Genomic DNA, 22915 nt, shown 5'->3' with positions numbered 1-22915 from the left:
CTAACTGCTTTGTTTCCCTCTCTTTTCCCTTAGCTTGATGCTTATGGGGCGGTTCACGAACCGCCCCTACGGGTTAATTCTCTTGGTGGTTTAGCTGGAGTGTTGAAAATATAAATACTGACTATGCAACCGCCCTGAAAAGGGACGCTTTTAAATTGACTTTAGCCACAGATTATGCTAGTATCCTTCTGCACAATCAAAAGAATGTTCTATTAGATTCTCCGAGCCTCATTTCTTCAAGGTTTTTTTAATATGCCTAGTTGCTTAACCCCCTGATATAATAATTGAATTAGCTTTCGGCAATGTTGCCATGCTCAAGCTACAAATTGCGAGTTTGAGGTTCTAAAAGCTGGAGGAATAAGTTGAAAATTGTTGTCTGTGTAAAACAGGTTCCCCTTACCACCGGAACCAACAAAATTGACCCAAACACCCTCCGAATTGTGCGTGAAGGTGTAGATGTAGAACTCGATCCGGCAGATGCCTACGGTATTGAAGCGGCGCTCCAACTGGTTGAAGCGCAGGGCGGTGAAATTACGCTGGTTTCGATGGGTCCTGAACGCGCCATTGAAGCCATCAGGCGCGGTCTAGCGATGGGTGCGGATAAAGCGATTCATATCAGTGACCCCGCGTTGGCAGGTAGCGATGCGCTAACTACCGCACGTGTTCTGGCAGCCGCAATCAAGCGAGTAAATCCTGATTTGGTAATTTGCGCCACTGAAAGTAGTGATGCCTACACTGGCATAGTTCCCGGCGGTATAGCCCAATTACTGGATGTTCCTCAACTCACTTTTGCCAAGAAACTGACGGTGGAAAACGGCAAAGCGACTATTCAACGCCAAATTGAGGGCGGATACCAGACGGTTGAAACCAGTTTGCCAGCGTTAGTAACTGTAACCGGCAGTATTAATGAGCCACGCTACCCCGCTTTAAAAGGCATTATGCAAGCTAAAAAGAAGCCGGTAGAAACCCTGACCGCCGCTGATTTAGGCTTTGCCGCCTCTGAAGTCGGTTCTGCGGGCGCAAAAGAGCGGGTATTGGGTTGGAATCCTGCTCCACAGCGTCAAGCGGGTGTTCTTATCAAGGATGATGGAAACGCAGCGGTAGCAATTGCCGATTATCTGCAAAAGCTTAAAGTAATTTAGAGGAGTGGGCAAAAATGGCTAAGATTCTGGTACTTGCAGAACTCAAAGAAGGCGTGGTACAGAAAGTCGCGCTGGAATTAGTCTCTAAAGCCCGCACCTTGGGCGAAGTGACGGCAGTAGCGCTAGGAACTGGCGCTGAGTCGCAAGCGGCAATACTGGGCGAGTATGGAGCGCAAACTGTGCTGGTTAGTGAGGATGCGGTATATGCAACATATCTGGCGGAACCCGGCGCGGAAACGCTAGCTTATCTGATTGAGCAAATTGCGCCTTCGCTGATTCTAATCGGTGGAACATATGATGGGCGCGATATTGCAGGGCGGGTAAACGCAAAACTGGGCAGCGGCGTGATAACAGATGCAGGTGAAATCAGCCTTGAGGGCGGAACGCTTAAAGTTACCGTCCCTTGGTATAGCGCCACAACTATTGTAGATGTTACCTCACCTAGCAACGCCCCGTTGTTAATGGTAAAGCCCAAAACCTTTGCTGCCGAAAAGCTGGATGGGGCAGGTGCGCCGGTAGTGGAAAAAATCAGCTTCACCCCTTCCGACAAAAGCAAACGAGCGCGTATCATTGAAACTGTGGTGGAAAAGAGCGAGGGTCCAAGCCTCGAAGAAGCCAATGTGGTTATCAGTGGTGGACGTGGTTTGAAAGACGCGAAAAACTTCGAGCTACTTCACAAACTTGCCGAACCGCTCAATGCCGCAGTGGGGGCTACTCGCGCCGTGGTGGATAGCGGCTGGGTATCTTACAGTATGCAAGTGGGGCAGACCGGAAAAACTGTTAAACCCAACGTGTATATTGCAATTGGTATCAGCGGAGCAATTCAGCATACCGTTGGTATGAAAGGCTCCAAAAACATTATTGCTATCAATACGGACGAGGAAGCGCCAATCTTTAAGGTGGCAGACCTTGGCATCGTAGGGGATAGCCTGAAAATTCTCCCGGCGCTAACCGAAGAACTGAAAAAGCGCAAGGGCTAAACTTCACTCAAGTGCGGGGCGTTTGTGTCCCGCGCCTCAAATAATTGGATTGCTTATGTGGGAATACTTTCACGCTTTTCTACCGGCAAAAATCCAATCGCCCGACGGACCCAAAAGCTTTGACTCCGCAATTGCCGGAGGACCTAACAAGCTGGTCGCCGAGCATAATTCATATACAACCAAACTTGGAGAGTTGGGCTGGGAACTGGTATCTTCCAGTCCGGTCAGCCTTATAGATGGTATTACCGCCGGTATATACCTTATTTTTAAGCGCCCAAAGCAGTAGAGTAATTTCTACACAATCAGGGATGCCCATAGAGAGGACTTGAGCGATGAACGCTCCTAACGAGAGTTGGATAGGTCGTATAATCTTTGTTTTACTGGCAGGCGCAGCGATATATTTCTTCGTTGCCCGTGTGATAAAGCTGGTAAATGTACTAAAACAGGGTCAAAATGAAAACCGCTTTGACCAACCCGGCAAACGAATCTGGTTATTCGTCAAGGGCGTATTACTTCAGGAAAGGCTCTGGCGCAGGTTTTTGCCCGGCTTGGCGCACACCCTCACTTTCTGGGGCTTTTTAATAATCCAGCTTGGCTTGATTGAGTTTATTTTTCAGGGTCTAACCGGAATCGCAATTCCGCTGCTCGACTCACGTCCCTTTGCCATCTTGCTGGATACATTTCTAGCCTTGGTAATTGTCTCGTTGGTTTATTTTGCCATCCGCCGCGCCTTTGTAAAGCCAAAGGTATTGACCACTACCACCGATGCGTGGATTATCCTGAGTCTTATTGCGGGTGTAGTGCTTACCCTGTTATTTGCCGAAGCCTTTGCATGGCGTGCTAACCCCATTACCGAACACGGCTATACGCCAATTGGGCGGCGTTTGGGCGAGCTATTAATCCCATCTTCCGGCGATTGGCCCACACCTAATGAGGCGACCCAGAGTGTGAGAGATTTTGCAGGCATACTATGGTCTGTTGCGTGGTGGGCGCACATGGCGGTATTTTTCTCATTTCTGGCGTATTTGCCTTCTTCCAAACATTTGCACCTGCTCGGCAGTTTTTTTACCACCTATTTCCAGAATCTTGGCGCAAAAGGTAAACTCCGCAGCTACGGAAATACCGATGAACTGGAAAAGCGCATGGAAGAAGAAAAACCTATCGGCGCATCCAAGATAGAAGAGTTTACTTGGAGAGATTTGCTGGATACCTATAGTTGTACTGAGTGTGGGCGCTGCACCTCCGTATGCCCGGCGAATCTGACCGGGAAGCCGCTAAACCCTAAGAAAATCATTATTGACCTCAAAACCGAACTCTTTATGCAAAGCGGGTTAGGGTTTGTTGGTCATAAAATGCCTTCTGAAGAAACCGCTGGAGCAGCCGATAGTGGGAGTGACTCTGGCAAGAGCGGGCATGCAGAATTGCCGCCGCTGGTGGGCGGGTTGACTACCCACGAGGAGCTTTGGGCTTGCACCACCTGTCGCGCCTGTATGACCGAATGTCCGGTGTTTATCGAACATGTGCCTAAAATCGTGGAAATGCGCCGCTATTTGGTTATTCAGGAAAGCGATTTCCCAAAAGAAGTTACGCCTGTATTTAACAACCTAGAGCGTAATAGTAACCCGTGGCAAATTAATAACAAAGAACGCGCCGATTGGCTCAAGAGCTTGCCCGAACACCTGCAACACCGCCAAATGGCTGAAATTGATGAGGATGAGGGAATCGAGGTGCTATTCTGGGTTGGTTGTATGGGTAGCTTCGACAATCGCAACAAGAAGATTTCGGTTAACTTGGCGTTACTGATGGACGAAGCAGGTATCAAGTGGGGCATTTTGGGCAAAGAAGAAAGCTGTACCGGAGACGCAGCACGCCGTATGGGCAACGAGTATCTCTTTGCAACACTTGCACAGCAAAATATCGAAATATTGAATGCCTACAAAGAAAGCCACAAATTCAAGAAGATTGTCACGGGCTGTCCACATTGCTTCAATACTATCAAAAACGAGTATCCCGAATTTGGCGGTAACTTTGAAGTGGTGCATCACTCCAAGTTGGTGGCACAACTCATCGAAGAAGGGCGCATCAAGGCGGGTGCTGGGCTTGACACGGCTAAAGTGACCTACCATGACCCTTGCTATCTAGGACGCTACAATGATATTTATGACGCGCCTCGTTACGCCTTGAATAGCCTCGGTAATGGAGTGAAAAAGCTGGAAATTACCGAAATGCCGCGCAGCCGTGACAAGAGTTTCTGTTGTGGCGCTGGTGGCGGTCAAGCTTGGATGGAAGAGAAAATCGGAACCCGTGTGAACCAAACAAGGGTGCAAGAAGCTGCCGATACGGGCGCAGAAGTAGTAGCGGCATCATGCCCATTCTGTATCTCGATGTTTGAGGATGGTATCAAAGGTCGTCAGTTGGAAGAAAAGCTCAAAGTGCAGGATATTACCGAATTGGTAATGCTCAGCAAAAACAAAAAAGCTCTTCCAATGGCAAAATCAGAATAAGCTTTTTTCGCATTTTTTCAGAAATTCGGGGCAATTTAAGCTTCTAAGCCTCTTTTGCCCCGTAAAATCAATCTGATATTTCCCTTTTTTTGCCAGCCCGTACCCAACCGATTTATAGACTTTTCTATCCGAACATGCAACAACCCTAGTATAATAATTGCAGGAGGTTAGAATGAGCTACAAATTGGTTGCAATCGATCTTGATGGCACTTTGCTGGATGAACAAAAAAAGATAAGACCCCGCGTGAAAGAAGCAATACAAGCGGTAGTGGCGGCAGGTGTGGTGGTAACGTTGGCTACCGGAAGGCGGCATTTGGGGGCGCGTGAAGTCGCCGATGAGTTAGGTTTGGAAGTGCCGCTGATTCTATATTGTGGCTCACTTGTTTATGATATTCAATCTGGTGGAGCTTTATACCACAAAACCCTTCCCCCCTCTTTTATAAAAGAAGCGATTGCTATAATTCGCCAATCCGGCTATCAGCCCGCCATTTTGCAAAGTCCTTTGAGTGGCGAGCGTATCTTCCTCAGTCATTCCTATGCTGATGACCAATTTATGTGGGAATATGCCAACGGCAACCAACGTAAAGATTTGATAGAGCAGCGCAGCTATGAAGAACTGGCATTTGTAAAAGATGCGCTTACGGTGGTTGGAATTGGTCCTAGAGTGGCAATGCCCCGCTTGCTCGACTCACTCGATACTGGTTTCAAATGCAACCTTTTCACCTATCCTTTGTTGAGTAAAAAACTTGCCGATTTTCACGGTTTTGATTTTATCCAACCGGGTGTGGGCAAAGGAGTTGCGCTGGCAGCATTGGCGAAACATTACGGCATTGCTCTTTCAGATACCCTTGCGATTGGAGACAGCCCTAACGATTTGGATATGCTAAAAGCTGCCGGACTAGGGGTAGCGATGGGTAATGCGGCATCGGAAATAAAAGCGGCGGCAGGCGCAATTGTCTCTACCAACGAAGAGGATGGCGTGGCTGAAGCGTTGGAGAGATTTATTCTGAACGGAAGTATATAATAGTGAATATTAAGTCAAAATGCCACTTTGCAAAAGGATAGCAGAGAGTTAAAATTAGGATATAAGGGTTTATTACCCAAAGACATTTTATTATATAAGGAGAGTATTAAGTGAAAAAAGAAGTTACTTACGATGTGCCGGGAGTAAGCTGCCAGCACTGTGTGAACAGCATCACCACTGTTGCGACTGATTTGGGAGTCAATGATGTTCAGGTTGATTTGGCTTCCAAAAAAGTATATCTGGTCTTTGATACGGGTAGCGTAGATGAAGCCGCTTTGAAAGCTGCCATCGAGGAAGAGGGCTATGATATTGCCGGAGAAGCTCCCGGTAAAGCTTTCAACAACCCGAATGAAGGAAAAAAGAGCCTGAAGATTGTCTAAAATTGTGTCTTTTGTTTGACAAGGAGGTCAAACCTATGAGCTTTGCCGAACGTATGGGGCTTTTAGGCACGGAAAGCGCCTTTGAAGTATTGGCGCGTGCCAAAGCATTGGAAGCACAAGGTCGTAGCATTATCCATCTTGAAATTGGAGAGCCTGATTTTGATACTCCGCTGCATGTGGCTGATGCGGGTATAAGAGCAATACGCGATGGTAAAACTCATTATGGACCCGCTGCCGGGCTTCCTGAGTTTCGAGAGGCGATTGCAGCTTATATAAATCGCACTCGCGGAGTGCAGTATGTCGCTGATCAAGTGGTAGTGACTCCGGGTGCAAAGCCGATAATCTTTTACACCATTATGGCGCTTATCGGGCAGGATGATGAAGCGATTTTTCCTGACCCCGGTTTCCCGATTTATGAATCGGTTATAAAGTTTGCAGGAGGCAGGGCGATTCCGCTTCCTCTACGCGAAGATCATAACTTCCGTTTTTCGCTTGCAGACCTCGAAGCGCGAATCTCGCCTCGCACTCGCCTGTTGATACTCAACAGCCCCAATAACCCATGCGGTTCAATGCTAACGTCCGATGATATGAGAGGTATCGCTGAACTGGCTAACCGCTACAATTTTTGGGTGCTTTCCGATGAGATTTATTCTCGAATTGTTTATGATGATTACAAGTTTTGCAGCCCAACCCAATTTCCCGGCATGCCAGCGCGTACCGTTTTATTGGACGGTTTTAGCAAGACCTACGCTATGACTGGGTGGCGCTTGGGTTATGGACTTATGCCCAGAGAAATGGCGCAAAAGATGGCGCAATTAATGGTCAATACCAACTCTTGTACTGCCACTTTCACTCAATACGCTGGTATTGCTGCGCTGAACGGTCCGCAAGATGATTCGGAAGCGATGGTATCCGAGTTTTGGGCTCGCCGAGATTTGGTATTGGATTGGTTGAACACCATACCGGGTGTAACCTGTAAGACTCCGGCAGGCGCGTTTTATGCTTATCCGAATATCAAAAGTTTTGGGCAAAGTTCTAAAGCAATTGCTGATTATCTCTTGCATGAGGCAGGGGTGGCAACCTTGAGCGGAACCGCTTTTGGCGCTGAGGGGGAGGGCTATTTGCGTTTGAGCTACGCCAACAGCCGCCAAAATCTCAAAGAGGCTTTGCGCCGTATGCAGCTTGCGTTTGAAAAGCTGAAGAAGTAAATGCCCGTTCTGCCCGATTTCAAAGAGGCTGTGCCACCTGATAGCGCTGTTATGCCTTATAATAATCTACGGGCTAGGCACTGGTTATGAAATCTGGTCGCTAAAAAGAGCAAACTCATGGTTTGCCTTCCCGCCCTTGTTATTGGTTATTGCATGCTGGCTACTGGAATTGCAAGCGCGGGGTACTTTCAACGGTATGTTGAATATTTATTTCTCTATGACGGTATCCCTTGCTTTGTTTATCGGTGGCAGTTTGCTGGAAATATTGAAAAAATAATAAATGAATAACAGTTTTGCTTGTCGTAAACTCGTTGTATTTGATTTGGATGGCACTTTGATAGACAGCAACCGCGATATTGCCACAGCTTTGAATTATAGTATGACTACCATAGGCGGAATGCGCCTTGAAGATATTGACCAGCAGCTTGTGGCAGACTTGATGGGAAAGGGACTCGAGGAGGTTTTTGAAACTTTTCTCCCCGATAAGCGCGAGCTTTACCCGTCAATGGTAGTAGCTTACCGTGATTATTACAGCCGCAATATGACCACTACTACTCAGCTTTTTCCCGGTATGCTTCCTATACTTTCTACTTTAAAAGAATTAGGACGGATTACGGCGATAGCTACCACCAAATGGCAGACTACCGCCGATAAATTGGCTGATTACTTCGGGTTGCGTCCCTATGTGGATTTTGTGCAGGCAACTGATCGCGAGGGGTTTCCGCTCAAGCCTGACCCCTTTATTCTTCAACTGCTTATGGAAAAGGCACAGGTAACCCCAGTTGATACTATTATGATTGGAGATACCGATAATGATATTCTATGCGCTCAACGTGCTGGCGTTGCTTCAGTGGGTGTAATATGGGGGGCATGGAGTAAAGAAAGTCTTTTGAAACTTTCTCCCGATGCTATCGTATCTACTCCTGAACAATTGCTTGCTCTTTTGTTGCCTGAAGCGCAGCAATACAAAACGCTTGACTGAATCGGTTAATCCCATCAAAAAATAATGGGTAGAGCATAGGAGCTTAATTTGAAAGGTTGGAAATGGATAGCGGTTGCCTTTATCATGACGCTACCCGGTGTTATAGGTAAGTTTGTGGCGTTGGACTACCTTGAGAAAGAGCAACCGTTACTTGGCTCTTTTCTATGGGGTTTGGCGGTGATTGGCGCTGCCTTCCTGCTAAGTTGGGCGGTGGAAGCGGCACAAGAAGATGTTCCAAAGGCGTTGGCATTTTCAGCGTTGGCATTGCTGGCGGTATTGCCTGAATATTCGGTTGATTTTGCGCTAACTTATCGAGCCGGTACTGACGAGGCTTATCAGGAATATGCGTTGGCAAACCTGATAGGCGCAAACCGCATGATTGTAGGTTTTGCTTGGCCCCTAGTAATCCTGATTTTTCTTTTCAAATTCCGTAAACCTCAAGTTAATTTGGTAAAAGGGCAGCGTGTCGAAATCGGCTTTCTGCTATTTGCCGGGCTATATTCGCTGATTTTACCGATTAAAGGGTACATCGACCTATTGGACGTTATTGTATTTGTAGGTTGTTTTGTGCTTTATACTATCCGTATTGCAAAATCGGATATACATGAGCCGGAACTGGTAGGACCTGCCGCCACATTGGGAGACTTGCCTAAAAGTAAGCGGCGAATAATAGTCGCGCTCATTTTGTTATTTGCAGGCGCCGTCATTTTTGTATGCTCTAATCCCTTTGCCGAATCGCTGATTCAGACCGGTTTACGTATCGGAGTAGATGAGGTTCTGCTTTTGCAATGGTTTGCGCCGATTGCCTCGGAAGCACCTGAAATAGTGGTTTGTGTACTGTTTACTTGGAGAGGGTTAGCGGGTGATGGGCTTGGCGCGTTGGTTGCCAGTAAAGTTAACCAATGGACTTTATTAGTTGGTACGCTGCCGTTGGTTTTCAGTTTGGGCGCAAAAGAACTCAAAGCCTTACCTTTGCACGATACAATAAAGGACACTGCCGGCAAGACGATTGAATATGACCTGATTGGTCCTATGTTGGTAACTTCTGCACAAACCATACTGGCATCAATGATTATTCTCAATCTACGAGTCAGTTTGAAAGGGGCGTTGATTTTACTCGGCTTGTTTGTGGGTCAATTCTTGGTGCCAAAATATATAGCCGGAGTGGATTCGCATTATCCGATTGCGGCGATATATTTGGGATTGGCAATTTATATCGCCATTCGCGAATACCGCCAATTTGTACCGACTCTACTCAGTATTTTGAGTGTAAAATATGTGCGGAAGGAAGAAGCGGAAGAACAGAGATTGCAAGGTGAAAAAGAGGCGCATTTGAGCCACGCTCTAAAGAATTGATTTAAAGAGAGTTATTGATTTCAGGCAAGGGGCTTAAGCCCCTTGTTTTGATTCTAGGATACCAATTAATGGGTGTTTATAAAAGAAGGATTAGTCTGTTGCTCGTACATTTCTAATACTTCGGGGGGTGTTCCTTGTGCAACTATTCGCCCGTTTGCAAGATAAATTGCCTCATCACAAAAGCGTTCTATTTCACCCATGCCATGTGATACGAACAAGATGGAAACATTCGATTTCTTCATTCTTTCCAATTCATCGTAACATTTGCGACCAAAAGCGGCATCTCCAACTGCTAAGACCTCATCCACTACGAGAATTTCCGGGTTTACGGTAATAGCTACTGCAAAGGCGAGGCGCATATACATTCCGCTACTGTAGTGCTTTACAGGAGTGTCAATGAACTTGCCAAGTTCACTGAAATCTACAATTCTATCGTAGCGTTGTTCCATTTCTTTTTTGGAGAAGCCATAAATCGCCCCGTTTAGGTAAATATTATCTCGTGCTGTCAGTTCGGGATGGAAACCTGTTCCTAACTCCAGCATAGCTGACACTCGCCCGTTCACTCTGATGCGTCCTTCGGTGGGTTGGATAATGCCTGTTACCAATTTCAGGAGAGTGCTTTTACCTGCTCCATTACGCCCGATGATGCCGAGTGTTTTCCCCCGTCCGAGCTTGAAGCTAACATCCTTTAACGCCCAGAAATCCTCATCTAGGTTCTTTTTGCGTCCCAGAAAGTTAATAAACCAACTTTGCAATGTGCCTTTTCGCTCATGGTGCAGTTTGTAATACTTAGAAACATTATCAACTTCAATCAAATATTCGCTAGAACTCATAATTTTACTGTCCGGTTACAGCACTTCGCCCAGAGAGCGAGAAGCCTTGATAAAAAAGTAATAACCCAACACAAATACCAGAACCCCTGTTAAACAGGTACGCAATGTAAAGAACGGCTCAGGAGAATAATGAAAGAAAAGAATCGCGCGATAGCTCTCTATGAATGAAGCCATCGGGTTGAGCCAATAGACTAATTGTTGTGCGCTGGGAAAAACTCTATCCATTGTGTAGAGAATGGGGGTAAGGAAGAACCAAGCTGTTAATGCTACTTCCATAATGTGCGTTAGGTCGCGGAAATACACTACGGCGACCGATAGGAACAAAATTACTCCGCATATAAACATGAAATGAAAGAAAAGTATCACCGGCAACAGTAAAACGTACCAAGTTAGCCCGATTCCGTTGATGAAAATAATCAGAAAGAGTGGAATCAAGGATAAGAGGAAGTTTACGAATACAGCCAGCACCGATGCTATTGCCAGTGTTTCTCTAGGGAAATAAACCTTTTTAATCATTGAAGCATGACTGAGCAATGCCATCATACCGGTTGAGATGGAGTTTGCAGTAAAATTCCACGCCAGCAACCCTACCAGAATAAAAGCGGTATAGCTATTATAAATACGGCATTCCCGCGTATTGGCAACATCGCAGTTCTGTGGCGGTGTTTGTGGCAATAGCACTACAAATACCAGATAAAAAACAAACATCATCAATAAAGGATTCGCCAGTGACCAGAGAAAACCCAATATAGAGCTTTTATAGCGGAGTTTTAAATCCTTTAAAGTTAGTTGTTTAACCAGTTCTCGGTAACGGTAGAGGTTAATCAGGCTATGCCAGATAGAGGTATGGCTGGAATCAAATCTACCCACTTGTGGTTTTTCGGTACGATTGAAAGATGTTGAGATGGTAATATTCCTCCTGAACTACCGGCGAGAAAATTAACTCACCAATTTAGCGCATAAATGCACAAACCCTATTCAGTAAAAATACCAAATTCAGGGGAGTGAGTCAAATTTGGCTTAAAATCAGGTTAAAACTTGCGCCCTTTTTTAGGTAAGGCGCAAGCTTTATCTTTAGAAATAACGGTTAGAGGTGGGTTGGGGTTGCGTTACTTATGGCGTACCGAAGTCGGTAGTCCAGTACCATTTATAAAGCGAACTGGCTGTATAGACCCTACCAATGCCTATTTCAGTATAATTTCCTAGCATATTAGTATTATGTCCGGGTGAGTTCTTCCATCCGATGAATACATCTTGGGCGGCTTCATAGCCTGCCGCTATATTTTCTGCTGCCGAGTGATAGGTGTATCCGAAATCGCTCATACGCTTGAAGGGGTCACGTCCCAACGAATCGGTATGGTTGAAGTAATTTTTAGCGCCCATATCACTGCTCATCCAGCGTGAGGCATCGGTTAATTTCTGGTTAATGCTCAATGCACCCTTACCGTTAGTAGCCCGATACTGGTTAATAATACCGAGAAAAGCCTGTTCCTCTGTATCAAGCCCATTTGTGGGAGTGGGTGTAGTCGTTGGCGATTTGGGTGGTGTGGTAGTGACTGGCGTTGCGATATTGCGCCATTCCTTGTAGTGCATCCCAATATTCCCCATCTCTACTTGCCAGACCGGGTCATTTGCAGGGTTAAAAGTAAGGGCGCGTCGCTCAAAGAGTTGTACCAATACTTCCCGCTCAGCCCCTGCTATTTTAAATTTAGCCCAGAATGGTTCGGTGATAGGCAGACCAACGGCATATTGCCAGTCTATTCCTCTTCCTTTAAGACCTACCATCCAATTGTAGAATACGTCCGGAATGTTATGCCCCAGATTATTTTCATAGAAAGCATAACTGGCGCGTTGCGGGTAGCCTGTATTTTTGCTAATAGTGCCTTGTCGGTCAATAAAATCAGTAACATAGCCGCTTTTGTTACCGGCACGCTGGTCATTATTTAATGAAGCAATACTGTTAAAGGTAGCGTAGGTAGGTCCGTAAGGGCTATCAAGATCGCCGCCGATAGGCACATTGGCAGGCTCTCTTTGCTCGGTAGTGTAATCGCCAAGCGCCATTTGCCCTGAAACCAACTCACGGCATAGCAAGCCATTAGTAACAAACCAAATGCTATTGCGATCTCCATTAGGGTTGTTGATTTCCATGCGGCTTTTGTCAAAATAAGAAACAAGGCGTTGCCCACCGGGCGACTCTTTGTAAAGTTCGTAGCGATTCAAGCGCGGTTCTGGTCCCCAAATCCAACTGGCTTTGAGGCTTCCATTGGCAACCGCCTGATCCGTTTTTTGCCAGATATTTGCAAAAGCTTGATCGGAAAAAGCTTCCGCGCTGGTGAATCCCGGCACTGCCAAGAGCAAAGGTGATAGTATTAGTAATACCAATGTGAGTCTAAAGAAATATTTCGTTTTATCCATGTCTGATTTTATCCTCAAAAAAATAAGCATATTAGATGCCAAAATAAGCCATTTTAAACTAGTGTAATCCTATAATAAATGGAGTTCTTCTTCCGCTAATATTTTACGCCAATAGTAGCGTACACCTTTGGCTACACCTAACCGCGCTGCTTCTCTTTCAAATCCAATTGGATGCTTTTTCTGCCATTTTCTTGGAATATTATACCATCCCTCTCTTTTGATACTCCACGAATTCGCGTTAATTTTACGAAAAGTCTGCCGGGTTCGCAAGGGGTGTTCCTTTGAACCACCTTCACCTCCTTTCTTCTTAGTAATAGCCTATTACTGCCTTAAAAACGTTTCTTGCAACTGCCCTGACTGCATTTATCTCTAATTATTGAAAGGATACGAGAAACTGATATATAATGAATAAGGAAGCGATTTACCAGATAAAGCCGCTGAGTCGAGCCATATTGCCCTTGTCCTACAGTTGTAAGGGTTTATCAGTGTTGAATAACAGCCTGAAAGCGGCGCTAACTTTAATAGTTACCTACGTTTTAACTCGGAGAATTCCGGTATGGAAACGTTAAGTGTGCAAATTCAGCCTGTTGTATTCAAAATATTGATTATGGATGATGAGTCAGCAATACGTACCCTGTTAAAACGCGCTCTCATAAATTTGGGGTACAAGGTTTTGGAAGCGGCGGATGGGAAACAAACTCTCAAAATTTATGCAGAAGAAAAGATGTCCGGTGAGCCTGTCTCGGTTGTTATTATGGATCTAACTATACCCGAAGGGATGGGCGGAGAAGAAACAATCAAAAAATTGCTTGAATTTGACCCCGAAGCTAAAGCCATTGTTTCCAGTGGTTATTCCACCAGCCCTGTGATGTCCAATTTCTATGAGTATGGTTTTAAAGCTGTATTGGCTAAACCCTACACACTGGTAGAACTAAAAAAAACTATCGCAAGAGTTCTGAGGACTAACGTATAAAGTGAATCCATTAATTCTGTGCAAAGTGAAATTGAATTGACAGAGCAATCCCGGTCATCTAGTATATCTTTATAGACTTATTAGAATATTTTTGTGTATGGAGTAACTTTAAGGTGCTAAAGCACCGTGTTCCATTTGAAAATGAAGAAATCACGCTAGAACAAGTGCGTGCCGCAATGCCCAGTAATGAAGAAATGGGTATAATAGCACGCATATTTCAGGCACTCTCTGACCCTACCCGTTGCAAAATAATCTTGGCGCTTACCCGGCACGAACTCAGGGTAACTGACCTCGCCACAGTAGTGGGTAGTTCTACTTCCAGCGTCTCGCATCACTTAAAAGGCTTGCGTGATATTCGACTGGTCAAGTTCCGGCGCGAAGGAAACACCATTTTTTATTCAATAGACGATGACCACGTTGGCAATCTTTTCATTGAAGTGATTTGCCATCTGGATCATGTGCAGAACAATCTGCCTGACCACCATCTCCCTGAATTTAAACCGGATTAATAAACGCTCTTAAAACGTACTGAGGGGCTACGTAAGCCCATTTGGACGTATTTACGCGCTAGGTAATCCGCAACGCTGGCATCCAAACTTATGCGGTTGCCAAAAGAGACATTGAAATGTACCGAAGGCTCTCCCGGAGTGATTGATTCGGGAGGCATCTGGGTGCATTGGAAACTCATTATCTCAAAAGGCGCATTCTGTGACGGGTCGGCATAAAACTCGCGCACCCAAATGTTAGCTGTTTTGCCATCCGGTATTGCCGGGACAATATCAAACTTTTGATTAGCTTTGAGGCTTTCTTCCATAGGGTATGCGCCTCGCCGGGTAGCATAACTCATAGACATCGCGGTGGCGGCTTCCACGTCTGTTGGGAAGCTGTATTTATAGCTCACCCCGTTAAATTCAACCTCGAAGTTGTTGTACTTCACGGATAAACCTTGATCTAGAATCGTCCACCAATCGCCTGTCTGAGGGTCAACCGAATGAAATATCGAGCGGGACGGCTCAACGCCATAATCCTTCAATAATTCTCGATTAACCGCAGCCTCATAGCCGGAAGACAATTCGTAATCGCGTATTCCTTTCTGGGTCAGGTATTGCAAGGTCGGAGCTTGCGCCGGAACATCCACCAGATATACTTCGCCCAAATCTTCGGGTAAATAAACCAGAGCAGAAAGATCATCAGGACTCTGCAATAAGTTCTTCACCAAAAATAACCATTCAGTCCAATAATAATTATAGCCGCTAACCCAAAGATCCCAGTAAGGCTGCACATAATCAGTTCGGCAGACGGCTACAAAATCACCGATGACCGTGTTTCTTCGGAGGTTCTGGAGCATACCCTGCTCGTTTTGAGTTAAAGGAGCGTATTTTGCCAGTGTTTGGTTTTTTTTGGTTGCCACGATTTGCCCACCCTTTTTGAGGTAACCTACTCCAATGCCTTTTACCATACTAAAGCAATAAAGCTGCTTTAGCGGTATAATACCATTTTAGCAGATACATTCAAGACTTTGTTATATTTCGCTAAAATTCGGAGGAACTTTTTTTATGACTCCCTATGGCGCTCCCCTACACCCATTACTTGTTCACTTTCCCATTGCATTATTAATAGCTGGTGTTGTTGCCGGATTTGTTGCAAGCTTTCCAAAGCTAGGTTGGTTACGAGTGGTGGAACTGGTATTAATGGCAGTGGGTGGCATTGCCGCTTTGGTAGCCCGCCAAACCGGAGAAGATAATGCCGAACGCTTCATGTCCGCGATAAGAAGTAGCGGCGCATCCACCGATATTTATCAAACCCACAAGCTGTTTGCCAATTTAACAATCGTTGCCTTTGGCTTATTAATCATGTTCAGGTTGGCAATCTGGGGTTGGTTTTTATGGCGTGACAGACAAAAACTATCAGAACTCAGGAATACGCCGTTGGTGTTTCTGAGCGCAATTTTTGCACGCACCCAAAATGTGCCTGTCCTTTTACTGATTGTGTATCTTCTTGGAGCGTTGGTTGCGGTTGGATTTCTGTCTGCAACTGGCTATTATGGTGGCGAACTGGTATTTACCTATGGTATCGGTATAAAGTAGCGGTATTCTCTCTAAAAAAGCAAGGGGCTTAAACCCCTTGCCAAAAACCTTTTGAAGCGGAAGTCCCAAGTAGTTTAACTATCCGTAGATAATGTTCCCGTTACTATCCACTTTAACCGCATATTTTTTCAGAGCGGTACGTGCCGGCATTGACGATGGATTGCCGTTCTGGGTATCGAAAGATACATCGTGACGAGGGCAATAAAGAGATTGGCTCGACTCATTAAATACTAGGTTAACCGGTTCGTGAGTACAAACCCCACCGAAACAACCCACCGAACCATCTTTACGATGTACTACAAAAGCTCTTTGGTTGTTAGGCGTGGTAAAGAGCAAAGCTTTGCCTGTTGCGAGGGTGGCTGTCGTTGCCAGAATGGTCACTCCTGACGCTGTGGTGGTGGCTGTCTTGCTAATAGCGCTTGCCGTTGTCGGTACACTTGCTGTTGCCGCCGAGGTTGTCGCTGTATTAGCGGGAGTTGCTGTAGCGGTAGAAACTGCCGTTGTGTTTTCAGCCACAGTCGCCGAAGCTACTTTCTCCTGAGAAGTTCCCAAAAGGGATATTGCTGTACCGGCAGCAACTCCGGTTATAAAAGCTCCAGCCCCAATTTTCAAAAACTGTCGGCGTGCCATATTCGATGCTATGGCTATTTTTACGGGCTGCCTAGTCAGGTTGGTAATCGGACTGACCTCGGTATTAGACAATTTGCGCTGGCGGTTGCGTACAATAGTTATGGCAATTCCGATTGATTGGGCAACTAGCACACCCATAGTTGCAATAACTGTGCTAACGCTAAACCAAGCTTCTCGCACGTTGTAAAACTGAAAACCAATAGTATGGAGCAAACCGAAAGCAAAAACCAGATAGGTCAGGCGTTGCAAACCCTTCCAACGTTTTCCCTTCATTAGCTTCAGGGAAATTTGGTTTGAGGTAAACAGCACGGGCAAGATTACCAGAAAAGAAACCAAACCAATATCATTGCTGACCCCGAAAATATCAGTACGCACACCGCCCGTTTGTGTCAGAAAGTAAAGTAAAACTTGCCCTTTCTGGAAAAGCTGAAAACTAAAGAAAACGTGAATTAAGGTATTAATACCTGCCCAGATACCAATATCTCGGCGCAGATCGATATTTACAGGATTACGACGCTGACGCAATAGCTTGTAGGGACCGATTAGTAGCGTAATCGCCATTAACAGTAGCGCGTAGTAGCCGGTACCGATTGATATAGTTTCACTGATGTCTGCTTCGGGTCGATATATTGCAGCAAGGATACAGGCGATTATACTCGTAACCAGCATGATTAGATGCGTTACCGGACGATTTTGGCTCTTTTTTACTTTTTTATTCAGCGTTTTACTAGGCTGGACAAGCGGTTCTACCTTTTCTTCCATTATGACTGACATAGCTTTGTTCCTTTTTGTTTAATAAAATAAATGCGTTTTAGATACTTTGCAGTTTGCTTCACAAACTAACTAATACCACTATAGCGAGCTTAGATTGTGAATCCCTTATAAAAAACTGAGAGGTTACTTAGAGAAAATGGGCTTCTCCAATATGAAAGCTCTTATAAACGTGAGTTTTTGGTCAATTCTTACAAAGTTTGAACCTGTTTCCACTACGCCTATGGAAAATGGTCGCTGAATATTCTCAGCAAATTCTAAGCAACGCAGATGCTTGTCTTAAGCTCACGGATGTAAAACTGATAATAGATAAATACAGAAAACCACGGGATAGGTAATTAAAATCAAAAAGCCTGAATTAATTGGAGAATTGGTTTTGAGCGCGGTTTATTTTGTTGTATTATTAACAAGTTATTTGTAACTGCATCATCTTTTCCTCACCAACCCTTTACGCCGGGGCTACAGGCGTTATATTCGACAACAGGGCAAATTTAGCATTCGTTCAAGGGTGAACCGCAATGGATTTTGAGTATTCAGACAAAGTGAATGAATTGCGCCGCAAGTTGCAGGCGTTTATGGATACGTATGTCTACCCTAATCGGGTGACTTTTGAGCGGCAGGTTGCCGAATCGGGCAACCCCCATTATTACCCGCCTATTCTGGAAGAATTGAAGGCGAAAGCGCGTGACGAGGGTCTTTGGAACTTGTTCTTGCCCGATGATGAGTACGGAGCAGGGCTGACTAACCTCGAATACGCTCCGCTCGCAGAAATTATGGGGCGTGTGGAATGGGCTTCGGAAGTCTTTAACTGCAACGCGCCCGATACCGGCAATATGGAGATTTTCGCGCAGTTTGGCACTGAGGAACAGAAAAAGCAGTGGCTTGAGCCGTTGCTGGAGGGCAAAATCCGCTCCGGCTACGCCATGACCGAACCGGGCGTTTCCAGTTCCGACCCGATTAATCTGCAATTCACCATCAAGCGTGATGGCGATGAGTATGTGCTGAACGGGCGTAAGTGGTGGACTACCGGGGCGAGTCGCGAGCGTTGCCAGATTTTCATTGTGATGGGGCTAACGAACCCGGACAACCCGATTAAGCATCAACGCCACACGATGGTGCTGGTTCCGCGCAAGACACCCGGTCTGACGGTGCTGCGAAACCTGAGCGTGATGGGCTACACCCACAATGACGGGCATGCCGAACTGGTTTTTGAGAATGTGCGTGTGCCTGTCAGCAACCGTCTGGGGGATGAGAACGCCGCTTTTGCCATTTCTCAGGCGCGTCTTGGTCCTGGACGTATCCACCACTGCATGCGTTCTATCGGGGCGGCTTCGCTGGCATTGGAAATGATGATTAAACGCGCCACCGAGCGTTCCACCTACGGCAGCAGGTTGGCGGATCACGGCATTATCCAGAATTACATCGCCGAATCCGCCATCGAAATCGAACAGGCGCGTTTGCTAACCTTCAAAGCCGCTTGGACGATGGACACCATCGGCAAGAAAGCTGCCATGAGCCAGATTGCCATGATTAAGATAGTTGCGCCTCGTGTGCATACCAACGTGGTCAATCGCGCTATTCAGGTGTATGGTGGGGAGGGCATCAGCCAAGATACGCCGTTGGCGCATATGTGGGCTTTCGGACGTATGATGCATATCGTGGACGGACCGGATGAGGTTCATATCCGGGCGTTAGCGCGGTATCTTCTCAAGCAAGCCGCGCTGGCAAAATCGGAGTAATTTTTATAAAAGGCGGTTCGCGAAACTCAAAAGAGGGGACGAACCGCTTTTTAATATTCGTCTCATAAAACTACTTTTATCAGTATCGTATAATATAAGTAGTAAGGGTGAGTAAACTACCTTTATTCTTTATTATTTCGCCGTCTCTGCGGTGGAAATGTTCATGCCTCTCGCACGCCTCATCCATCGCAATCCGAACTGATACCCTCTGCAATACATCTTTCATTTATGGGTGTCAGGCAGGAAGCCTTACAGTAGTTGGCAGTAAAAACCCTATGATATACAGCCCTAAAAATTGTATGTTGGGATTGCCAAGTGAAAGGAGGCTATATGAAAAACAAGATTAGTGGTATTTGTATCATGTTACTGGTGCTGGGTGCGCTTTTGACAGCTTGTGGCGATACTAATGCTACCTCTGTACCTGCTACAAGTCTTGCTACTACCAAACGCTCCTTTATCAATACTGGTAACCAACCTTATCTGGGTGGTACGTCTGAAGCTACGATTGCTATTTCTGAAATGAACGAGCTAACAACCGCATATTCCTCAGAAGTGGTATTAACAGCACAGGAGGCAACCTATCTTTACCGAAAGTTGCGGCAGGCAGTAAGCAATTTTGACTCGGTCAGGATTGAGGAAACTTACCTTACAGAGGGCAAGGCAAATGGTGATTACTATAAAGCGGTAGTAATTACCACACCGTCAGAGGCTTTTTATGAGGAGCATAAATCCGGCGGTACAACAGAAAGAACTGTACTGGCTGATGGAGTGGGGTATCGCGACAATTCCGGGAAAGGCTGGAAAACTGAGGTTTCCAATAGCTGGATAGATGGGGTTTGGAACACCCTCTCTAATTACCTGCCTGGTTATCAGATCAGTGAAGTTGAAAATATGGGCAATATTGGGGTCAAACGTATGCCGGATGAGCAACTGGATGGACTAAAAGTTGGAGTTGTGCTGGTTGATAGAACTACTACCACTTATAAACCTTTAAAGCTTGCCCGGCTTTATTTTGACAAGGCTACCATGCACCCGGTAAAAATGATTAGGGAGTATAGCTACGCCGCTGGTAATAGCACTACTGAGTGGAGAGCCTATGAGTACAATAGCGCAAGTTTAAAGGTCGAAGTTCCGGCGGGTGTAACTCTTTCCAGCCCGGAAGCGATAGCCCTGTACAATAAGCTGTTGGATTCTAAGGGGAAATTTAGCTCTATCAGTTTCAAATTTACCGATAAACGAGCTGACAATGATTTTAGCTTCAAAGCGGTGGTTTTTCTACTTCCCAGCGGAAACCCTGAAGCGTATTCAGCCGAAAAGATAGAAGGAAATAAAATTACTCGTGGGGTAGCGCTTGATAAAGTTTACTACGACTACAATGAAGCCAACGGCTGGCGTATTATATCCTCACTAGATGCGGAAGGTTGGGGAATGGGTGTTACGATGTTTGGTCAACCTATGTTTATGCTACAGGGCAGTTCGCCAACGCTCAAAATCTTGCCGGATGAGCAATTGAACGAACGCACTGTGGGGGTTTTGTCTTATGAAGCACTCATAAAAAGTGGTGGTGCATCTTCTACCATAACCCAAAAAGCGGTGATTCGATATGATAAAACGAGTATGCTACCTTTAAAAGTTAGGATAGATTATAGTGATGGAAAGAGCTATCTGGATTGGGAGGCTTTGGAATACAATAACTCTAGTCTGAAAATCGTTGCCCCTGTTGTTAAATAGTAAGTTGGAAAAGGGCGACCACTGCGCCGCCCTTGCCATATTTTAACGTGTGCTATTGTGTGGCTGAACTATTTGGGGTACTTGCCCGTGAGCTTTTTGCCGAAGCCGTGAAGACGGTGGAAGAACGCGGTTTCGGGTAGGAACATGAAGGGGCATTGTCCCGGTACGGTCTCGATGCCTTGTGTGGCGCAAAATTCAAGGGCGTTTTCGCTGACAGCGCCGCTTCCACCGCCCTTGTAAAACCACACTCGCTTGATGCCCAGTTCGGCGCACTCGCGCACCACTTGTTCGGAAACGGCGGGAGCGGTAGTCAATAACGCCCAATCCACCGCTTGCGGCAAGTCACGCAGATTAGCGTAGCACTTCTCACCCTCGATTTCGTTAAGGGCAGGGTTCACCGGAACAACCTCATAGCCGCGTGTGCGAAACTCTTTCCATAGGGCGCGGCTAATATCCGTTTCGGTGCGTGAGATGCCCACTATCGCCAACCGCTTGCACGCCAGAAATTCGTGGATGACTGCCAGCGAGGCTTTTCGATCTGTTGAAATTGCCATAAATCCAACCTCCTTTAATTAAGCAATACGACCAAACTGGCAAAATCCGTTTAGCGTATCGTTAACTATAATAACGCTTTAAGGTAAATTAGCAGGTTGAATCAGGTGTAATTTCAGTGAAGTGGCGGCAATTGCGTATCCAGCAGCAGCGCCGCCGCTTGCGTTACCTGCCGAGCGTGGCTATCCTTGCCGAACATGCGGCTTGCCACGAACGCCCCATCCATCAGTAACAGCAACTGCTCTGCCAAAGCAACGGGGTCAGGCGCACCTGCGTTGGCTGCCATCTCGCGCAATCGTTCTAGCGCCTGCCGTTTGTGGTCAAGGGCAAGGCGATGCCCCGGATGGTCTAGGCTAGGAAAATCAGCGGCGGCATGCTGGAAAGTGCAACCCAAACATTGCGGACTGGCACAAAGGGCAGCAACCCCCTCAAAAAGAGCGTAAAGTTGGCGGTGTGAGTCGTCTCCTGCTGGAGCAATCGCTTGCTTGAACCAGTCCCAAAAGCTGAGGTTTGAACGCTCTAAATAAGCCACGATTAGGTCGTCTTTGGAGGGGAAATAGCGGTAGAGCGTCATCTTCGCCACACCCGATTGCTCCACGATGGTATCAATACCCACCGCACGAAAGCCGTTGTGATAAAACAGTGTGCTGGCAGTATCCAGAATTTGTTGACGGGCGGTACTCGCGCCTCTTGTCGTCTCTTTCATTATTTATCAATTTCCCCCTTGACACTATACAGACCTGTATATATAACTAAGACAAATACAGACAGGTCTGTATTATATTAGCATAGTAATAGATATATTTCAAGATTTTTAAGTAGTGGAGGCAAGCATGAAAATCGGCATAATCGGATCGGGCGTAGTCGGGCAAACCCTAGGTGAGGGCTTTATCAAAAAGGGGCATGCGGTATTGCTCGGCTCACGCGAACCCAACAGCGAAAAGTTGCAAGAATGGACGGCTAAAACCGGCGGCAAAACCGGAACTTTCGAGGAAGTGGCAAAATTCGGCGAGTTGGTGGTGGTGGCGATCAATTGGGGTGGACTCGAACACGCCCTGCAACTGGCGGGTGTACAGAACCTTGCGGGCAAAGTGGTGATAGATGCTACAAATCCGCTTAATTTTGGAGCTACCGGACCGTCGTTAGCCATCGGCTTCAGCGATTCGGCGGGTGAGATTGTGCAACGCCAGCTACCGGATGCACATGTAGTAAAAGCCTTTAACATTATCACCGCCCCTGTTATGATACAAGCCGACTTGTTGGGCGAACAGCTTGATATGTTCATTGCAGGGAACGATGCTGCCGCCAAAGAAACCGTCACCGGCTTACTCAAGGATTTCGGCTGGAGCGTGGTGGATATGGGCGGCATCGAGGAATCGCGCTTGCTTGAACCGCTGGCAATGATCTGGATTAAATATATGGTCAAAACCCAGAACTGGCAGCACGGCATTAAGTTGGTGCGAAAATAACGAGTTATTGAAGGGCAGTTTAGCTTCACGCGGAGTGCCGTTGAACTGCCCCCTAGTCATTTCCAGATAATACCACTCAAGCCAAATAATGTTGGCACACCTCTCATAGATAACCAATAGCCAGCCAAGTAATTCTATC

Annotated in this window: 22 protein-coding genes; 15 read left to right on the top strand and 7 right to left on the bottom strand. The window is 46.2% G+C overall.

Going from position 1 to position 22915, the window contains the following annotated elements; genetic code table 11:
• Positions 1-362: 362 nt before the first annotated feature.
• The 9 genes from WCK19_RS06655 (at position 363) to WCK19_RS06615 (ending at position 9576) form a co-directional block, all read left to right on the top strand.
• Positions 363-1142, top strand: coding sequence for an electron transfer flavoprotein subunit beta/FixA family protein (locus WCK19_RS06655; RefSeq protein ID WP_342396595.1), 780 nt, complete (start codon positions 363-365; stop codon positions 1140-1142).
• A gap of 14 nt (positions 1143-1156) precedes the next feature.
• Positions 1157-2122: an electron transfer flavoprotein subunit alpha/FixB family protein gene (locus WCK19_RS06650; RefSeq protein WP_342396594.1), complete on the top strand. Its 966-nt coding sequence runs from the start codon at positions 1157-1159 to the stop codon at positions 2120-2122.
• 55 nt (positions 2123-2177) lie between these two features.
• Complete coding sequence (locus WCK19_RS06645; protein WP_342396593.1) at positions 2178-2408, top strand: hypothetical protein; 231 nt, start codon at positions 2178-2180, stop codon at positions 2406-2408.
• Positions 2409-2454: 46 nt separating this feature from the next.
• A complete protein-coding gene (locus tag WCK19_RS06640) occupies positions 2455-4626 on the top strand; it encodes a (Fe-S)-binding protein (protein ID WP_342396592.1) in 2172 nt (723 codons plus the stop codon).
• Between the two features lie 172 nt (positions 4627-4798).
• Complete coding sequence (locus tag WCK19_RS06635; protein ID WP_342396591.1) at positions 4799-5650, top strand: HAD family hydrolase; 852 nt, start codon at positions 4799-4801, stop codon at positions 5648-5650.
• A 110-nt stretch (positions 5651-5760) separates the two neighbouring features.
• Entirely contained in the window at positions 5761-6030 is a 270-nt protein-coding gene (locus tag WCK19_RS06630) for a cation transporter (RefSeq protein ID WP_342396590.1), read from the top strand.
• Between the two features lie 35 nt (positions 6031-6065).
• Positions 6066-7238: a pyridoxal phosphate-dependent aminotransferase gene (locus tag WCK19_RS06625; protein ID WP_342396589.1), complete on the top strand. Its 1173-nt coding sequence runs from the start codon at positions 6066-6068 to the stop codon at positions 7236-7238.
• Between the two features lie 280 nt (positions 7239-7518).
• Entirely contained in the window at positions 7519-8220 is a 702-nt protein-coding gene (locus WCK19_RS06620) for an HAD family hydrolase (protein ID WP_342396588.1), read from the top strand.
• Positions 8221-8268: 48 nt separating this feature from the next.
• Positions 8269-9576: a hypothetical protein gene (locus WCK19_RS06615; protein ID WP_342396587.1), complete on the top strand. Its 1308-nt coding sequence runs from the start codon at positions 8269-8271 to the stop codon at positions 9574-9576.
• Between the two features lie 65 nt (positions 9577-9641).
• Here WCK19_RS06615 and WCK19_RS06610 read toward each other — a convergent pair whose 3' ends face one another.
• The 3 genes from WCK19_RS06610 to WCK19_RS06600 all read right to left on the bottom strand — a co-directional run bounded on the left by WCK19_RS06610 (position 9642) and on the right by WCK19_RS06600 (position 12824).
• The gene (locus WCK19_RS06610) at positions 9642-10409 is read right to left on the bottom strand and encodes an ABC transporter ATP-binding protein (protein WP_342396586.1); all 768 of its coding nucleotides are present in this window, start codon (positions 10407-10409) and stop codon (positions 9642-9644) included.
• Positions 10410-10424: 15 nt separating this feature from the next.
• Positions 10425-11279, bottom strand: a complete 855-nt coding sequence (locus WCK19_RS06605) for an ABC transporter permease (protein WP_342396585.1) — start codon at positions 11277-11279, stop codon at positions 10425-10427.
• Positions 11280-11522: 243 nt separating this feature from the next.
• Positions 11523-12824, bottom strand: a complete 1302-nt coding sequence (locus tag WCK19_RS06600) for a CAP domain-containing protein (RefSeq protein ID WP_342396584.1) — start codon at positions 12822-12824, stop codon at positions 11523-11525.
• Positions 12825-13380: 556 nt separating this feature from the next.
• On the opposite strand from WCK19_RS06600, the gene WCK19_RS06595 reads away from it, so the two are divergent.
• Both WCK19_RS06595 and WCK19_RS06590 read left to right on the top strand, forming a co-directional pair.
• Entirely contained in the window at positions 13381-13797 is a 417-nt protein-coding gene (locus tag WCK19_RS06595; RefSeq protein ID WP_342396583.1) for a response regulator, read from the top strand.
• 113 nt (positions 13798-13910) lie between these two features.
• Complete coding sequence (locus WCK19_RS06590; RefSeq protein ID WP_342396582.1) at positions 13911-14306, top strand: metalloregulator ArsR/SmtB family transcription factor; 396 nt, start codon at positions 13911-13913, stop codon at positions 14304-14306.
• Here WCK19_RS06590 and WCK19_RS06585 read toward each other — a convergent pair.
• Positions 14303-15256: a hypothetical protein gene (locus tag WCK19_RS06585; protein ID WP_342396581.1), complete on the bottom strand. Its 954-nt coding sequence runs from the start codon at positions 15254-15256 to the stop codon at positions 14303-14305. The genes WCK19_RS06590 and WCK19_RS06585 overlap by 4 nt on opposite strands.
• A gap of 97 nt (positions 15257-15353) precedes the next feature.
• On the opposite strand from WCK19_RS06585, the gene WCK19_RS06580 reads away from it, so the two are divergent.
• A complete protein-coding gene (locus tag WCK19_RS06580) occupies positions 15354-15884 on the top strand; it encodes a DUF2231 domain-containing protein (RefSeq protein ID WP_342396580.1) in 531 nt (176 codons plus the stop codon).
• Between the two features lie 78 nt (positions 15885-15962).
• On the opposite strand, the gene WCK19_RS06575 is transcribed toward WCK19_RS06580, so the two are convergent.
• Positions 15963-17288 carry a Rieske 2Fe-2S domain-containing protein gene (locus WCK19_RS06575; RefSeq protein WP_342396579.1) on the bottom strand — a complete coding sequence of 442 codons (1326 nt, stop codon included), beginning with the start codon at positions 17286-17288 and terminating at the stop codon, positions 15963-15965.
• 515 nt (positions 17289-17803) lie between these two features.
• Here WCK19_RS06575 and WCK19_RS06570 point away from each other — a divergent pair.
• Entirely contained in the window at positions 17804-19024 is a 1221-nt protein-coding gene (locus tag WCK19_RS06570; protein ID WP_342396578.1) for an acyl-CoA dehydrogenase family protein, read from the top strand.
• A gap of 330 nt (positions 19025-19354) precedes the next feature.
• Positions 19355-20755 (top strand): hypothetical protein, encoded by a 1401-nt coding sequence (locus tag WCK19_RS06565; RefSeq protein ID WP_342396577.1) that lies wholly within the window; start codon positions 19355-19357, stop codon positions 20753-20755.
• 68 nt (positions 20756-20823) lie between these two features.
• Here the strand turns inward: WCK19_RS06565 and WCK19_RS06560 are convergent, their stop codons facing one another.
• Both WCK19_RS06560 and WCK19_RS06555 read right to left on the bottom strand, forming a co-directional pair.
• Positions 20824-21309, bottom strand: a complete 486-nt coding sequence (locus WCK19_RS06560; protein ID WP_342396576.1) for a CoA-binding protein — start codon at positions 21307-21309, stop codon at positions 20824-20826.
• Positions 21310-21422: 113 nt separating this feature from the next.
• Positions 21423-22013: a TetR/AcrR family transcriptional regulator gene (locus tag WCK19_RS06555; RefSeq protein WP_342396575.1), complete on the bottom strand. Its 591-nt coding sequence runs from the start codon at positions 22011-22013 to the stop codon at positions 21423-21425.
• A 127-nt stretch (positions 22014-22140) separates the two neighbouring features.
• Here WCK19_RS06555 and WCK19_RS06550 point away from each other — a divergent pair, with 127 nt between their 5' ends.
• On the top strand, positions 22141-22776 hold the full coding sequence (locus tag WCK19_RS06550; RefSeq protein WP_342396574.1) for an NAD(P)-binding domain-containing protein: 636 nt from the start codon (positions 22141-22143) through the stop codon (positions 22774-22776).
• Positions 22777-22915 lie beyond the last annotated feature (139 nt).

The sequence above is a fragment of the Candidatus Chlorohelix sp. genome (genome assembly GCF_037138995.1).
In the GTDB taxonomy this organism is placed as follows: domain Bacteria; phylum Chloroflexota; class Chloroflexia; order Chloroheliales; family Chloroheliaceae; genus Chlorohelix.
The sequence above is the reverse complement of the archived record's forward strand: the minus strand, read 5'-3'. Positions and strand labels throughout refer to the sequence as shown.

Bases quoted from the DNA above. Each gene is read 5' to 3' on its own strand.
- WCK19_RS06650 (WP_342396594.1), top strand. From the start codon at position 1,157: ATGGCTAAGATTCTGGTACTTGCAGAACTCAAAGAAGGCGTGGTACAG.
- WCK19_RS06645 (WP_342396593.1), top strand. From the start codon at position 2,178: ATGTGGGAATACTTTCACGCTTTTCTACCGGCAAAAATCCAATCGCCC.
- WCK19_RS06640 (WP_342396592.1), top strand. From the start codon at position 2,455: ATGAACGCTCCTAACGAGAGTTGGATAGGTCGTATAATCTTTGTTTTA.
- WCK19_RS06635 (WP_342396591.1), top strand. From the start codon at position 4,799: ATGAGCTACAAATTGGTTGCAATCGATCTTGATGGCACTTTGCTGGAT.
- WCK19_RS06625 (WP_342396589.1), top strand. From the start codon at position 6,066: ATGAGCTTTGCCGAACGTATGGGGCTTTTAGGCACGGAAAGCGCCTTT.
- WCK19_RS06620 (WP_342396588.1), top strand. From the start codon at position 7,519: ATGAATAACAGTTTTGCTTGTCGTAAACTCGTTGTATTTGATTTGGAT.
- WCK19_RS06610 (WP_342396586.1), bottom strand. From the start codon at position 10,409: ATGAGTTCTAGCGAATATTTGATTGAAGTTGATAATGTTTCTAAGTAT.
- WCK19_RS06600 (WP_342396584.1), bottom strand. From the start codon at position 12,824: ATGGATAAAACGAAATATTTCTTTAGACTCACATTGGTATTACTAATA.
- WCK19_RS06595 (WP_342396583.1), top strand. From the start codon at position 13,381: ATGGAAACGTTAAGTGTGCAAATTCAGCCTGTTGTATTCAAAATATTG.
- WCK19_RS06585 (WP_342396581.1), bottom strand. From the start codon at position 15,256: ATGGTAAAAGGCATTGGAGTAGGTTACCTCAAAAAGGGTGGGCAAATC.
- WCK19_RS06580 (WP_342396580.1), top strand. From the start codon at position 15,354: ATGACTCCCTATGGCGCTCCCCTACACCCATTACTTGTTCACTTTCCC.
- WCK19_RS06575 (WP_342396579.1), bottom strand. From the start codon at position 17,288: ATGTCAGTCATAATGGAAGAAAAGGTAGAACCGCTTGTCCAGCCTAGT.
- WCK19_RS06570 (WP_342396578.1), top strand. From the start codon at position 17,804: ATGGATTTTGAGTATTCAGACAAAGTGAATGAATTGCGCCGCAAGTTG.
- WCK19_RS06565 (WP_342396577.1), top strand. From the start codon at position 19,355: ATGAAAAACAAGATTAGTGGTATTTGTATCATGTTACTGGTGCTGGGT.
- WCK19_RS06560 (WP_342396576.1), bottom strand. From the start codon at position 21,309: ATGGCAATTTCAACAGATCGAAAAGCCTCGCTGGCAGTCATCCACGAA.
- WCK19_RS06555 (WP_342396575.1), bottom strand. From the start codon at position 22,013: ATGAAAGAGACGACAAGAGGCGCGAGTACCGCCCGTCAACAAATTCTG.
- WCK19_RS06550 (WP_342396574.1), top strand. From the start codon at position 22,141: ATGAAAATCGGCATAATCGGATCGGGCGTAGTCGGGCAAACCCTAGGT.